Source organism: Actinomadura sp. 9N215, assembly GCF_044326345.1.
Classification (GTDB): domain Bacteria; phylum Actinomycetota; class Actinomycetes; order Streptosporangiales; family Streptosporangiaceae; genus Spirillospora.
The window spans coordinates 450,814-464,870 of the sequence record NZ_JBIRBA010000004.1 but is presented as its reverse complement, the minus strand read 5'-3'; the positions used below and the strand labels follow the sequence as shown (position 1 = coordinate 464,870).

Annotated in this window: 13 protein-coding genes; 11 read left to right on the top strand and 2 right to left on the bottom strand. The window is 71.6% G+C overall.

Going from position 1 to position 14,057, the window contains the following annotated elements; genetic code table 11:
• The first annotated feature begins 13 nt into the window (after window positions 1–13).
• From ACH34T_RS10150 to ACH34T_RS10115, 8 genes are all read left to right on the top strand, one after another.
• A complete protein-coding gene (locus ACH34T_RS10150; protein WP_395991750.1) occupies window positions 14–775 on the top strand; it encodes a DUF2334 domain-containing protein in 762 nt (253 codons plus the stop codon).
• Window positions 772–1,899 carry a glycosyltransferase gene (locus ACH34T_RS10145; protein WP_395991749.1) on the top strand — a complete coding sequence of 376 codons (1,128 nt, stop codon included), beginning with the start codon at window positions 772–774 and terminating at the stop codon, window positions 1,897–1,899. Before ACH34T_RS10150 ends, ACH34T_RS10145 begins: the two co-directional genes overlap by 4 nt.
• Before the next feature lie 202 nt (window positions 1,900–2,101).
• Complete coding sequence (locus ACH34T_RS10140; RefSeq protein WP_395991748.1) at window positions 2,102–2,593, top strand: TetR/AcrR family transcriptional regulator; 492 nt, start codon at window positions 2,102–2,104, stop codon at window positions 2,591–2,593.
• A 132-nt stretch (window positions 2,594–2,725) separates the two neighbouring features.
• The gene (locus ACH34T_RS10135; protein ID WP_395991747.1) at window positions 2,726–3,298 is read left to right on the top strand and encodes an ester cyclase; all 573 of its coding nucleotides are present in this window, start codon (window positions 2,726–2,728) and stop codon (window positions 3,296–3,298) included.
• Between the two features lie 8 nt (window positions 3,299–3,306).
• On the top strand, window positions 3,307–4,056 hold the full coding sequence (locus ACH34T_RS10130; protein ID WP_395991746.1) for an MBL fold metallo-hydrolase: 750 nt from the start codon (window positions 3,307–3,309) through the stop codon (window positions 4,054–4,056).
• An 80-nt stretch (window positions 4,057–4,136) separates the two neighbouring features.
• Entirely contained in the window at window positions 4,137–5,282 is a 1,146-nt protein-coding gene (locus ACH34T_RS10125; protein ID WP_395991745.1) for an MFS transporter, read from the top strand.
• Window positions 5,279–6,667: a flavin monoamine oxidase family protein gene (locus ACH34T_RS10120; RefSeq protein WP_395991744.1), complete on the top strand. Its 1,389-nt coding sequence runs from the start codon at window positions 5,279–5,281 to the stop codon at window positions 6,665–6,667. The genes ACH34T_RS10125 and ACH34T_RS10120 overlap by 4 nt, the downstream gene beginning before the upstream one ends.
• Before the next feature lie 2 nt (window positions 6,668–6,669).
• Complete coding sequence (locus ACH34T_RS10115) at window positions 6,670–7,932, top strand: aromatic ring-hydroxylating dioxygenase subunit alpha (RefSeq protein WP_395991743.1); 1,263 nt, start codon at window positions 6,670–6,672, stop codon at window positions 7,930–7,932.
• A 60-nt stretch (window positions 7,933–7,992) separates the two neighbouring features.
• Here ACH34T_RS10115 and ACH34T_RS10110 read toward each other — a convergent pair whose 3' ends face one another.
• Entirely contained in the window at window positions 7,993–9,183 is a 1,191-nt protein-coding gene (locus ACH34T_RS10110; RefSeq protein ID WP_395991742.1) for a winged helix DNA-binding domain-containing protein, read from the bottom strand.
• 93 nt (window positions 9,184–9,276) lie between these two features.
• Entirely contained in the window at window positions 9,277–9,909 is a 633-nt protein-coding gene (locus ACH34T_RS10105) for an IclR family transcriptional regulator (protein WP_395991741.1), read from the bottom strand.
• 516 nt (window positions 9,910–10,425) lie between these two features.
• On the opposite strand from ACH34T_RS10105, the gene ACH34T_RS10100 reads away from it, so the two are divergent.
• The 3 genes from ACH34T_RS10100 (at window position 10,426) to ACH34T_RS10090 (ending at window position 14,021) form a co-directional block, all read left to right on the top strand.
• The gene (locus ACH34T_RS10100) at window positions 10,426–12,051 is read left to right on the top strand and encodes a flavin monoamine oxidase family protein (protein ID WP_395991740.1); all 1,626 of its coding nucleotides are present in this window, start codon (window positions 10,426–10,428) and stop codon (window positions 12,049–12,051) included.
• Window positions 12,052–12,330: 279 nt separating this feature from the next.
• Window positions 12,331–12,675, top strand: coding sequence for an ArsR/SmtB family transcription factor (locus tag ACH34T_RS10095; protein ID WP_395991739.1), 345 nt, complete (start codon window positions 12,331–12,333; stop codon window positions 12,673–12,675).
• Between the two features lie 2 nt (window positions 12,676–12,677).
• Window positions 12,678–14,021 carry an alpha/beta fold hydrolase gene (locus tag ACH34T_RS10090; RefSeq protein ID WP_395991738.1) on the top strand — a complete coding sequence of 448 codons (1,344 nt, stop codon included), beginning with the start codon at window positions 12,678–12,680 and terminating at the stop codon, window positions 14,019–14,021.
• The last annotated feature ends 36 nt before the right edge of the window (window positions 14,022–14,057 follow it).

The window sequence follows — 14,057 nt, the reverse complement described above, 5'->3', positions numbered from 1 at the left end:
TCCGCCGAGCCGCATGAACTCGCTGAGCCGCATGAACCCGCCGGAGAGCTTCCCGTTCGTGGTGTCCGTGCACGACGTGGCCCCGAGCACCGCGACGGCGACCAGGCGGTGGCTCGCCGACCTCGACGAGCGCGGCGTGCCCGCCACGTTGCTGCTCATCCCCGGGCCGTTCGGGGACGGCCCGGCGCTGCCCGGCGACCCCGTCCTGGTCGAGCACCTGCACGAGGCGGCCGCCCGCGGACACGAACTCGCCTTGCACGGATACCGGCACGAAGGCGTCCCCGGCGGTCCGCACTGGCGGCGGGGCGTGAACCGGGTCCTGGTCAGAGGGGCCGGGGAATTCTGGACGCTGACCGAGCAGCAGGCCAGGCAGCGGCTGCGCGCGGGCCTGGACCTGCTGGCGGACGCGCGCATCGAGGCGGCCGGATTCACACCGCCGGGCTGGCTGGCGTCGCCCGGCACCCGGCAGGCGCTGGCCGCGCTCGGGTTCGCCTACTGGACGAGCCACCTGGCCGTCCACTGCCTGCCGGACGGGCCGGTGCGGCGGATGCCCGCGCTGTCACACCGTCCGGGAGGAGCAGGGGAGCGGGCGGGCGCCCGGCTGATGGTCGACGCGGCACGGACGTTCGCCCGGCTGCGGATGCCGTTCCGGATCGCGCTGCACCCCGCGGACCTGACGCGTCCCGGCCTGCGCCGCGCCGCGCTCGCCGCCGTCGACCTGGCCGTCGCGGCGGGCGGGCGCCCGACGACCTACGAGGCGCTGGTCACGGCATGAGGATCGTGCAACTCGCCAACCTGTACAGCCCGGTGTCCGGCGGGCTGCGCACCGCCGTCGACATGCTCGGCGCGGGCTACGCGGCCGCCGGTCACCAGCGGGCGCTGGTGGTGCCCGGCCGCGCGCACACCCGGACGGAAAGCGAGAAGGGCCTGCTCATCACGGTGCCCGGTGCGTCGGTCGCGCCCGGGTACCGGCTCGTCCTGGACCCGCGCCCGGTCCTGCGCGTACTCGCCCGCCTAAAACCGGACGTGGTGGAGGTCTCAGACAAGGCCAGCCTCACCGTGGCGGCCCACTGGGCCCGGCGGCGCGGGGCCCGCGCGGTGCTGTTCTCCCACGAACGGCTGGACGCGATCCTGGCGCCGCACCTGCCCGGCCGCCTGCCGCTGGACCGGGTCACCGACCGCTGGAACCGGCGGCTCGCCGCGATGTTCGACGAAGTCGTGACGACGTCGGCGTTCGCCGCGGCCGAGTTCGCCCGGGTGGGGACGCCGCGCCTGCACCGCGTCCCGCTCGGCGTCGACCTCGCCACGTTCCGTCCCGCCGACGACACCGCCGAACGCCCAGGCTCATCGTGCGGGGCCGCCCCCGCGAAACGTTCTGGATCGTTCCGGCTCGTTCATCTGGGGCGGCTCTCCCGGGAGAAACGTCCCGACCTGGCATTGACGACGGTGCGGGAACTACGGCGGCGCGGCGTTCCGGTGCACCTGGACGTCGTGGGCACCGGGCCGCTGCATGCCGCGCTCCGCTCGCTGGCCGTCCGGGAGGCGCTGCCCGTCCGCTTCCACGGGCACGTGCACCGCCGCGAGGACGTGGTCCGGCGGCTGGCCGCGGCGGACGTGGCCCTCGCCACCTGTCCCGTCGAGTCGTTCGGCCTGGCGGTGCTGGAGGCGCTGGCCTGCGGCGTTCCCGTCGTCGCGGCCGACCGCGGCGCGGCCCACGAACTGCTCGCCCCCGGCGCCGGGGTCGCCGTCCCGCCCGCCCCCGAACGCTTCGCCGACGGAATCGAAGAGCTTCTCCGCGTCCCGCGTCCGCTCCGCCGATCCGCCGCCCGCACCCGTGCCGAGCAGTACCCCTGGGCCACCACGACCACCCGGATGCTGGAGATCCTCGAAGGCCCCTGACCTCTTCGTCAGGCGCCGGGGAGGACGCGGGACGGTCCTCCTCGCCCGGGTGACCGCCGGGCTGTTGACAGAGGGCAGAGACGTGCGCGTATATTTTGAGACATCATTGTCTCGTTCGAGACGATGATGGAAAGGGGCGATGGTGAGTGCGAGGCGGGCCGCCGAGGGGGCAGTGTTGGACGTCGCCGCGAGGGTGCTGGTCATGGACCGTGGGTCGTCGATGCAGCGGATCGCGGACGAGGCCGGGATCGGGCGTGCGACGTTGCATCGCCGATACAAGTCGCGGGAGGAACTGCGTCAGGCGGTCACCCGGCACGCCCTGCAGGAGATCGGCGCGGTGATCGATCGGGTCGGGCTGGAGGACGGCGGCCCGGTCGACACGGTGCTGGCGCGGCTGGCCGAGGCGCTGGTCCCGATGGGGGAACGTTACGCGTTCCTGCTGCGCGAGCTTCACCACGATCGGGAAGTGCAGGTCGCGGTGGACGAGTTCGCCGAGGAACTGGCGGCGTTGATGCGGCGCGGCCGGGCCGACGGCCTGCTGCGCGCAGACGTCCCAGTGGTGTGGGCCGTCGACACGTGGCTGGGGCTGGTCGAGATGGCCTGGGAGGGCGTCCAGCACGGACGCCTCGCGCCCCGCGACGCGCCGCACCTGGTGCTCACCACGTTCCTTTCCGGTATGCGGGCGGACGCCTGAACTCCGGACGCCTGAACTCCGGACGCCTGAACTCCGGACGCCTGAACTCCGGACGCCTGAACTCCGGAGGCTGAACGCCGGCCGGCCGAAGGGGGCCGCCGCATCGATCAACAGAGCGACCAGGAGGTAGCCATGGGTACAGCACAGACACCGTCCGAGGACCGGCGGCGTCGCGTCCACGAGACGGTCATGGCGTTCGTGGCGGGAGGCGACGGCGACACGGCGAAGCTCCGGGCCCTGATGACCGACGATGTGCGGCTGCACGACTTCATGGGCATGGGCGCGGCCCTCGTCGGATCGGACGCGGTGCTGGAGGAGTTCTTCGGCCCGCTGGCCGAGGCGATCCCCGACGCCCGTTTCGAGGTCGCCGACGTGCTCGTCAGCGACGGCGGCGCGGTCGTGCGGGGTGAATTCTCCGGCACGTTCACCAGGGAGTATTACGGGCTGCCACCGACCGGACGCCGGGTGCGCTGGACCGCGCACGACATCTACCGCACCCGTGGCGGGCGGATCTGCGAGATCTGGCTCGGCAATGACACTCTTCAGGTGGCCAGGGAACTCGGCGCCGTCCCCCGGGACGTCCAACCGTGGACGGCCGCCGAAACAGCCGCCGAAACAGCCGCCGAAACAGCCGCCGAAACGGCCGCCGAAACGGCCGCCGAAACGGACGGCGGCGGAGAGACCGCCGGATCGGCGGGCCGGTGAGTGGCGCCGTGCGATGGTTCGAGGAGATCCCGGGCAGCGACGGGATCACCGGTTGGACCGAGCCGCACGTGCACCCGTTGCTGCGCGCCAACTTCTGGTGGGTGCGCGGCCGTGACCGCGACCTGGTCGTGGACTCCGGCTGCGGGATCGGCCGGTTGCGCGCGGCCCTTCCCGAACTGTTCCGCCACGACCCGCTGCTGGTGTGCACCCACGGACACTACGACCACGTGGGCGGCGCCGCGGAGTTCGCCGACCGCGCCGTCCACGCCGCCGAGCAGTCAATGCTGTCGACCCCCGAGCCGGCGACGCTGCGCGGCGAGGACTTTCCGGCCGAGTTCCGCGTGGAGATGGCGCGGCTGGGCATGGCCCTGGACGGCGTCCTGATCGACGCGCTGCCCGAGGACGGCTACGACGTCGACGCCTACGCCGTCGCCCCGGCTCCGGCGACCCGGCTGCTGAGCGACGGCGAACCGATCGACCTCGGTGACCGGTGCTTCGAGGTGCTGCATCTGCCAGGACATTCGCCCGGGTCGATCGCGCTGTTCGAGCTCGACACCGGCGTGCTGCTCTCCGGCGACACGATGTACGACGGGCCGCTGCTGGACGGCCTGCCCGGCTCGTCGGTCGACGACTACCGCGGCAGCGTCAAGCGTCTGCGTGCGCTGGCGGTCGGTGTCGTGCACCCCGGGCATGACGAGAGCTTCGGCACGGACCGCCTGGCCGAGCTGTGCGACGCCTATCTGCGGGACACCGGGTGAGACGCCTGTCTGCGGGACAGCGGGTGAGACGCCTGTCTGCGGGACAGCGGGTGAGGCGCCTGTCTGCGGGACGACGGGTGATGGGACGGCGGGCGGTCGCGGCGCTGACGGCCGGCACGGTCGCCGGGCTGATGGCCTCGACCCTGATGCCCGTCCTGCTCGCCGACTACCGGCGGGACCTGGCGCTCAGCCGGTCCCAGGCCGGGCTCGTGGCGACGGCGGCGCTGCTGGCCGCCGCGATGGCCGCGTTCGCCGCGATCCGTCCCCTCTCGCGCCGGAACCCGCGCCCGGTGGGAACGGCCGCGCTGCTGCTCGCAGCGGTGGGATTCCTGCTGGCCGCGGCACTGCCCGGATGGCAGGGACTCACCGCGGGACAGGTCGTCGCGGGGATCGGGTCCGGTGTGGCCGGGGCGACGGCCAACGCCGCCGTCGCCGTCACCCCCGACCCGGACCGGATGACGGCGCTGGCGATGTTCTGGAGCACGCTGATGATCGCCGCGCTGCTGGCAGCGCTGCCGCCGCTGACGTCCGCCGGCGGCCGGGCCGGGTCCTTCGCGATGCTCGGCCTGGTGTGCCTCCTGCTCGCTCCGCTCAGCCGCTGGCTGCCCCGCGCGAGCGGCCGCCTCGCCTGCGGGTCGCGGGGGCCCCGCAGGCAGGACGCGATGCTGTTGCTGTGCGCCGGGGCGATCTTCACCGCCGGCGAGTCGGGGCTGTGGGCGCTCTCGGCGGAGATCGCCGCCGACCAGGCCGGGATGAGCACGGGCGTCGCCGCCGCGGTCCTTTCGGGCGCGGTCCTGGCCGGCATGCCGGCCTCCCTCGCCGTCGCCCGGCTGGCGGACCGGTACCGGCGGATGGGCCCGCTGCTCGTCACCATCGTGATCGGCACCCTCTGCAAGGTCGTGTTCGCCGTCACCGCGAGCCCGGTCCTGTTCACCGTCGCGCAGCTGGTCTGGGGCGCGGTGATCGTCGCGAGCCTGACGTATCTCGTCGTCGCCGCCGCGGTCCTGGACGTGCGAGGCCGGTGGGCGGCGGCGATGGCCGGGGCGCTGTCGCTGGGCGGAGCCGTCGGCCCCGCCCTCACCGGCGTCGTGGACGAGGCGAGCGGCCACCGTGCCCTGGCCGTCCTGGAACTGGCGATGGCCGCGGCGGTCGTCGGAATGCTGCTGCTGATGGGTCCCGCCGCGCGGCGCGGCGGCGAACCCGCCACCGAAAGGATCACCGCGTGAGTTCCGCCATCGAGACCGATGTCGTGATCGTCGGCGCCGGGCTGTCCGGGCTCGCCGCCGCGCGCCGGCTGGCCGCCGCCGGGACGGAGGTGATCGTGCTGGAGGCCGGCGACCGCGTCGGCGGCCGGGTCCGCACCACCACCGTGGACGGCGTCCCGATCGACCTCGGCGGCCAGTGGAGCGGCCCCGGACAGGACGCGCTGTCCGGACTCGCCGCCGAACTGGGCGTCGACACCGTGCCCACCGAGACGGACGGCGACCTGGTCGAGTGCGAGAACGACCGCCGCCGCGCCGCGCCGGACTGGCCTGCGCTGGAGGCGGCGGCGCGGGCCATCGAGCAGGCCGACGCCCTCGCGCCCGGGCTCCGTCCGGACGCGCCATGGACCTACCGGCACGCCGCGGCGCTGGACCGCCGCCACGTCGGCGACTGGCTCGCCGACGTCGCGCATCCCGGGGCCCGATGGCGGCTGGAGACCGGCCTGCGCGGCCTCTGGGGGGTCGAGCCGCACGAGATCAGCCTGCTCCACCTGGCCGTCTACGCCGCCGCCGACGGCGGGCTCGGCTACCTGCTGGGCATCGACGAGGGCGCGCAGCAACGGCGGTTCGCGCCAGGCGCCCAAGCGATCGCGGAGGCGATCGCGGCCGGCCTCGGCGCCAGGGTCCGCCGGGGCGACGCGGCCCGCACGATCACCTACCACACCGACGCCGACGCCGACACTGCCGACGTGCGGCGGGCCGGCTCTGCCGTGACCGTGACGACGGCGGCCGGGTCGCGCGTCATGGCCCGGCGGGTCGTCGTGGCGCTGCCGCCCGCGCTGGCCGGACGCCTCGCCTTCGACCCGCCGATGCCCGCCGACCGCGACGCGCTCGGTCAGCGACTGCCGCTGGCGGCCGGCTTCAAGGTCGTGGTCGTCTACGACGAGCCGTTCTGGCGCCGGGACGGCCTGTCCGGGCAGGCGCTCGCCGACACCGGCATGATCCGCTACACGCTCGACTCGTCCCCGCCCGGAGGCCCGGGCGTGCTCGTGGGGACGATCGACGGCGACGACGCGCGCCGCGCCGCGCACATGCCGTCCGCTGACCGCAGAACGGTGATCCTCGCCGAACTGGCGCGATTCTTCGGGCCGCGCGCCGGGCGTCCCGTCGCGGTCCTCGACCACGACTGGGGCGACGAGCCGACCGTACGCGGCTGTGTCACCACCTTCCCCGTGGGCGCATGGAGCGGCTACGGGCGGGCGTTGCGCACACCCGTGGGTCCCGTCCACTGGGCCGGCACGGAGACGGCCACGACCATGCTCGGCCAGATGGACGGCGCCGTGCGCGCCGGACGCCGGGCAGCCGACGAAATACTGCGCGGCCTCGCCGGCTGCGAAGGAAGGGAATGACCATGAGCGACGCCAGCACCACGGAGCCGGCCGGCGACGTGGAACCACCGCGCACGGAACCGGCCCGAACGCCACTGGTGCGCGTGCTGGACCAGATCCGCCGAACCGCAGGCCTCCCGCTCGAACTCGGCGAGACGCTTCCGCCGGCCGCCTATTCCTCGCCGGAGCTGTACGACCTGGAGGTCGAGCGGATCTTCCGCCGCGAGTGGCTCTGCGTGGCCCGCGCCGACCAGATCCCCCGTCCCGGGGACTACCTCGCGCTGGACGTGCTGACCGAGCCCATCGTGATCACCCGGGACGAGGACGGCGCCCTGCACGCCCTGTCGCGAGTCTGCCGGCATCGATTCATGGACGTGCTGCCCCCCGGCCACGCGCCACGCCAGGGCAACCTCAGCCGGCTGACCTGCCCCTACCACACCTGGACCTACCGCCTCGACGGCCGGTTCGCCGGGCAGCTCACCGGAGCGCCGCTCATGCACAAGGTCGACTTCGACCGCGCGAACTGCCGGCTGCCGCTCGTCCGGCTGGCGGTCTGGAACGGCTTCGTCCTGATCAACCTGGACGCGGACGCGAGCCCGCCCCGGCTCGACGGGCCCGCCGGGGAGCTCGCCGCCTACGGCCTCGACGACTGGGTCACCGCCGAACCCCTCACCTGGACGGACGTCGCGGCGAACTGGAAGGTCGCCGCCGAGAACGGCGCGGAGAGCTACCACCACCTCGGCACGCACGCCGCGACCCTGCAGCCGCTGCTCCCAGGCCAGGCCACGCAGATCACCGAATGCGGCGAGAACTGGTTCTCCATGCGCAACCCGCTCCACCCCGACGCGGCCCTGAACAGCGGATTCCCTCCGGTGCCCGGGCTGAGCCCCGAACAGCGCTCCGGACTGCTGATCACCGGCGTCTTCCCGACGTTCGTCCTGACCGTCATGCCCGACCACGCCGCCTGGTTCCGCTGGCTGCCCACCGGCCCGGCGACGCACGAGACCCAGATAGCCATCCTCACCCCCGGGACGACCCGCGACCGTCCCGACTATCAGGAGGTCATCTCGACCTACCGCGCCTTCTACCACCAGGTCCAGACCGAGGACCTCCTCGCCATCCACGGCGTCCAGCGAGGACTGGCTTCGACCACGTCCCACCCCGGCCGGCTCTCCCACCTGGAACGACCCATCTGGCAGTTCCAGCGCTATCTAGCCAAAGCCCTGACAGACCGCCGCAACGACCAGACCCCTCCCGCCGGCGACTCCGCCGGTAAAAGCCCGTGAAGCGATCGAGGTGTTGACGTAAGAGTGCGACAGCGGTGCACTCGCCCGGCGCTGCATTGGTCAATACGAGTCGAACTCGACGTCGACGGATGAGGCGCCCCGCAGTGTTGCGACCTGCTCCGCCTCTGCTTGCAGTGGCTTCTTGGTCCGAACTGGCAAGGTGCCGAAGGATTTCAGAGAGATGGTCAGCTTCCGCCCGCGCTTGCGCGGACGCCAGACACCGGCGATCTCGCCGTCCACGAGAACGGTGCCCGGGTCGCCCACGGGCCTCCACACGTCCCGGTGATACTGCTTGTCAACGGTTGTCTCGCGGTCACGGGACTGCGTGTAGGGGTCGCGAGGGGGAAGCAGACGTACCCCCTTGGGCATCGTGGCTGACTGCAACGCATCGAGGTCCTCGGTGAGTATCCACGTCTTGCGGCCGAACTCGACCTCTGTCATCTCGTCCTCGACCAGGCTCCACCAAGGGCCGGCGTCGCCGGCGCGGACGCCCAGCCATGCGGCGAAGTCCGCTCGGGTCGACGGACCGTAGCAGCGGAGGTATCGGCGAAGCAGCTCGGCCCGCGCGGTCTCCGGGTCGGTATCCGGGATCGGATCACCCAACCACTCATCGACCAGCACGAACGGTGCCGTGTTCCCGTCGCGTGGCGCGAAGCAGACCACTTTCTGCAAGGTGAGGATGCGGATGCAGAAGTGCACGACGGCCTCGCCGAGCGGTTGTCCGGCGGCATGGGGACCTTCTTGTTCCCAGATGTCGCGTTGCTTTCTCGACAGCCTGGGGGCGATCCGTTCGGCGAGTTCTGCGCCGAGTTCGTCGATGGCGAGTCGGCGTCCGGTCAGGACGTCGCCGATCTCGGCGCCGGTCAGCGCAACGGTCTCGGTCAGGCTGAGGCTGAGCTTGTCGACCGACTGCCCTGCCCCGAGGACGAACTGGCGCATCGCCTCCTCGGTCGGCGGGAGCACTCCGGTGGTGAAGACCGGTGCGTCAGCGGTCGGGAAGTAGAACGGTGAGCCGCGCATGCACCAGCTCTGCAGGAGGCTCTTGTCCTCGGCCACTGCTTCGTCGACCCGATCCCGCGAGAGATCGCGCACCCGGGCGTGCAGGGCCAGCATCGCGGACCCGGGCGGGCTGTTCTGGACACCGCACAACCCGGCCGCGTCGAGCAGCTCCTGCTCGTCCAAGCGTTCGGTGAGGTGCTGGGAGTGGAGGCGAAACGCGATGACGTCGTCTCTGGAAGCCTTCACGGCCATCAACTCAGGCTACCCCCCGGGGAGCCGCGACGGGCCGAGGGCTGCCCAGCCCGTCCGTGATGTGGCCGTACCACCCACGCCGCCCCTTCGGTCTCAAGCGTCGGGGGCGAGTTGGGCGGTCAGCTCGCGGGCGTGCCTCGCCACCAGGGCACCGATGCCGGCCAGGTCGTCGTCGCCGATCCGGTAGGTCGGTCCGACGACGCTGATGGCGGCGGCCACGCCGCCGCGCGGCCAGTGGACGGTCGCGGCGATCGCGGTGACGCCGGTCTCCACCGTGTACCGGGTGCTGACGAAGCCGCTGGATCCGCATTGGTCCCGTAGCGCCGCGCCGATCGCGGTGCTGCGCACCGGAACGGTGCGGCCCAGCCAGTTCGCGTGCCGGATCGGCTGGGGACTGTCGGCGATGCGCGCGTACAGGACGGTGTCGCCCGGGCCCGGCACCCCCAGGTAGGCCGACTCTCCCGTCGCGTCCCGCATCGCCTCCAGGTGCGGAGTGGCCAGCTGGTAGAGCGGTGTGCTGGTCATCGCGGTGACCGCTATCTGATGCAGCCGCCCGCCCGCGTGGTACGCGCGGTCGCCGTCACGCTGGACGAATCCTTCCTCGGCCAGCGTGTTCAGTAGCCGCGCCGCGGTGCTCAGCGACAGCCCCGTCGCCTGAGCGGCCTCGGTCAGCGCGATGCCGTCGTGTTCGGCGACCTCGCCCAGGAGCGCGAGGGCCCGCCGCACGGTTCGCGTCGTCCCCTTTCCCGGCTCTCCCTCGGAGTCGTCCCGGGGGCGCCGGGCCGGTCGGGCGCCGGACTGATCGCTTGCCACATCCCCTCACATGTGCTGTCATCTGTTGGGAGTGAGCTTCCACTGAATGGCAGAATTGCAGATGATGGACGAGCTGTCCAGGTCCCTGGAACCGCTCGTCATCGGATGAGCCGGCCGGCGCCGGCTCCCACGACTTCACCACCGACACCATTCCCGCCCCGCCCCCGCCCCGCTTTGCCGAGCCGGGCGGCCTGCACGCCGCCGTCGACGACGAGCAGAGGCCTCTTCGACATCGCCGACCGTGGCCGCGGCCCGGCGACATGCCATATCCGCACGACCACTCGAAGCCGCCAAGCGAGCCGAAACACCTCCCAGCCCGGTAAGGGCGCCAAACACCCGTGAATGGTCGCGTGTTTCTGCCGACGTCTCCCCGGAAGGAGCATGATGGAGCAACGACACAATGGCTCTTCGCGTCGCACATTCCTGGGCGTGGCCGCGTCCGCCACCTTGGTTCAGGTCATGACCGGCGCCGTCCCGGCCGACGCGGCGTCCGCGCCGACCAGTCTGCTGACGCCGCCCCGGAGGAAGGCCGGCGGTAAGACCGTCGCGATCCTCGGCGCCGGGATCAGCGGGCTGACCGCCGCGCTCACATTCGCCGAGGCGGGATACCGGGTGACCGTCCTGGAGGCGCAGGGGCGCATCGGCGGCCGCAACCTCACCGTCCGGCGCGGCGACACGGTCACCGAGGTCTGGGCGGACGGATCCGCACGCACCCAGACGTGCCGGTTCGACCGCGGCCTTTACGCCAACCTCGGCCCGGGGCGCTTCGCCCACCAAGACCAGCGGGTCTTCGCATTGTGCCGCAGGCTTCGCATCCCGCTCGAACCGTTCCTCGTACAGACCGCTGCGAACCTGCATCAGACCGACCGGGCATGGCAGGGGGCGCCCATCCAGCACCGCCGGATCGCCAACGACACGCGCGGATATGTCGCCCAGTACGCGGCGGCCGCCGTCAAGAAGGGGCTGCCCGACGATGGCGGACTGAGCGGCGCCCAGCGCGACCTGTTGCTGGCCCTGCTGGACGAGTTCGGCGATCTCGACGAGACCGACCACGCCTACACCGGGTCGCTGCGCTCGGGACTGGCCAAACCGCTCGGCATGACACAGCAGCCCGAAAAGCTCGACCCGCTGGCTCTTTCAGATCTGCTGGCAAGCAGATTCTGGGAGCGTCAGTTCTATTTTGAATTCGAGCACGACTACCAGCCCACACTTTTCCAGCCGATCGGCGGAATGGACGTCCTCGCCCGCCGCCTCGCGGCCGCGCTGCCCGACGGGACGGTCACGCTCAACGCGCCCGTCCACGCCATCAGGTCAGCGGAGGACGGGGTACGGGTCGCGTGGAAGCACGCCGACCGCGAGCACGACAGGCGGTTCGACTACTGCCTGAGCAGCGTCCCCATTCCGGTCCTGAAACAGAGCGTCGAACTCGAAGGGTTCTCCGGCGAATTCGCGCGCGCCGTCGCGAACGTCGAGTTCGCACCCGCGTTCAAGATCGCCTGGCAGGCGAACCGGCGGTTCTGGGAATCGGAGAAGTACCGGATCTACGGTGGCATCAGCCGGGTCGACAGCGATATCAGGCAGATCTGGTACCCGTCGTCCGACTATTTCTCCCGCACGGACAAGGGCGTCCTCATCGGCGCCTACAGCTCATACGAGAGGGCCGAGAAGCTCGGCGACCGCCCGTACGACGAGCGCCTGAAGATCGCCCGTGAGGCCGGGGCGAAACTGCACGGGGAATTCGCCGACCCGTCCATCGTTCCGGACCGGCAGGGCCTGTCCATCGCCTGGCACAAGATGCCCTACCAGGCCGGCGCGTGGACCGACTGGGACCACACCGTCCCCGAACAACGAGAATGGTACGAGACCCTGATCAACCTCCAGGGGCACGGCAACGTCATGGTGATCGGCGACCAGATCGGCCCGCTGCCCGGCTGGCAGGAAGGCGCGATGATGTCCGCGGAATGGGCTTTCGCGTCCGTCCACGGCCGCCGCCGCGGCGGCCGCGTGGCTGTCCAGCGGATCCCGAATTCCAAGCTGCTGACCGAAGGCCACTGACACCCGGCGCCCCGCGCCGCGCGATGCCCGCCTCTCACATGGGTCGCTCCGGAACGTCCGACGTCACGGCCTCTACGGGATGGGATGCACCCGGGACCGCTGTGTCACGGGCACGCCGTCGACGCCTACCTGGCGTCCGGCAACTGCCCAGCACGGGCGTGACCCGCGACCGGGAATCCTGATCGTGTCAGCGGCAGGGCCACAACCTCGCTACATACATTTGCACATATATATGTGCTCGTGTATCTTCGAGGTGTGGTCAACAACGTGCAACAGCGAATGACGGCGATCTCGGAGCCCAACCGGTTTCAGATCGTCGAGTTGCTCAAGGACGGCCCGCGGTCGGTGGGCGCGATCGTCGACGCGCTGGGCCTGGGCCAGCCGCAGGTGTCCCGGCATCTGCGGCTGCTCGCCCAGGCGGGCGTAGTTGAGGTGACCAAACGCGCCCAGCAGCGGATCTACCGGCTGCACCCCGAAGCGATGCGCGAGCTGAGCGACTGGGCGCAGGGGTTCGCCGCCCTGTGGTCGGAGCGGATGGACCGCCTCGGCGCCTTCCTCGAAGACGACGACCCTGCACCCGACGATGACCCTGCACCCGACGACGCGAACCAGCAAGGAGGTTGAACATGCCCGAAGGCACCGCGGACGGCATCGTGATCGACAGGTCGAGCAACACCATCCATATCAGCCGTACCTACGCCGCCGGCGTCGAGCGTGCGTGGTGGGCATGGACCGATCCCAAGGCGATCACTCGCTGGTGGGGCCCGCAGGGCTGGGCCGCGACCGTGTACGAGATGGACGTCCGTCCAGGCGGACGCTGGCGTTTCCAGATCGCGCCAGTCGACGGATCGGCCGCCCCGGTCCGCAGCATCGCCACCTACAAGACGGTCGTCACCCGCGCCGAGTTGCGCTACGACGACGAGTTCGCCGACCAGGCGTGGCAGTCCGACGGCACGGGCACCTTCCCCACCGCGGTCACCTTCGTCCCGACCGGAACCGGCTGCACCGTCGAGGTCACGGCCGGCTTCCCCGACGGCCAGGCGCTACAGCGGGCCGTCGAGCTCCAGATGGCCGAAGGCTACGCCGAGGCCCTGGACCGGCTCGGCGACCTGCTGGACACCCCGCACACCGACACACCTTCACCCGAAAGAGAGACGATCATGTCCGACCTTCGCACCGTCACCTCCGCCGACGGCACCACCATCGCCTACGAGAAGACCGGTTCCGGCCCCGCGATCATCCTGATCAGCAATGTCGCCGAAGACCACACCGGGGTCGCCGGCATGGCCCAGGCGCTGTCCGAGCACTTCACGGTCATCAGCTTCGACCGCCGCGGGCGCGGCGCCAGCGGCGACCCCCAGCCCTACGACCCGGCGCGCGAGATCGACGACATCGCGGCACTGATCGATGTCGCGGGCGGCTCCGCGGCCCTGACCAGCGGATCGGGTGGCTGCGGCCTCGCCCTCGACGCCGCCAGCGCGCTGGGCGGCAGGGTGACAGGCCTCTACCTGTACGAGCCGCCCTTCATCGTCGACGACTCCCGCGCTCCGGCGCCCGCGGACTACCTCGAACACCAGGAAGCGCTGATCGCGGCGGGCAAGCGCAGCGAGGCGGTCGAGTACTTCATGACCGAGATGATCGGTGTCCCCGCCGAGTACATTCCCGCGATGAAGCAGGACCCTTCCTGGGACGCCATGGCCAAATACGCCCACACCTACACCTACGACGGCCGCATCATGCGCGGGCTCCAGGACGGCAAACCGCTGCCCGCCGACCGCTGGTCGATCGACGCGCCGATCGCGGTGGCCGTCGGCGGCAACGGCGAGGAATTCATCCGCCAGGGCGCCAACGCGCTGGCCGCACTCCTGCCGAACGTCACCGTGCTGACCCTGCCCGACCACGACCACTCCGCGTTCTGGATGGCGCCGGGACCGGTCGCCGAACAAGCACGCGCCTTTCTGCTCGGCTGACGACCACTGCCATCCCTGCCCCTGACGACGTCATGG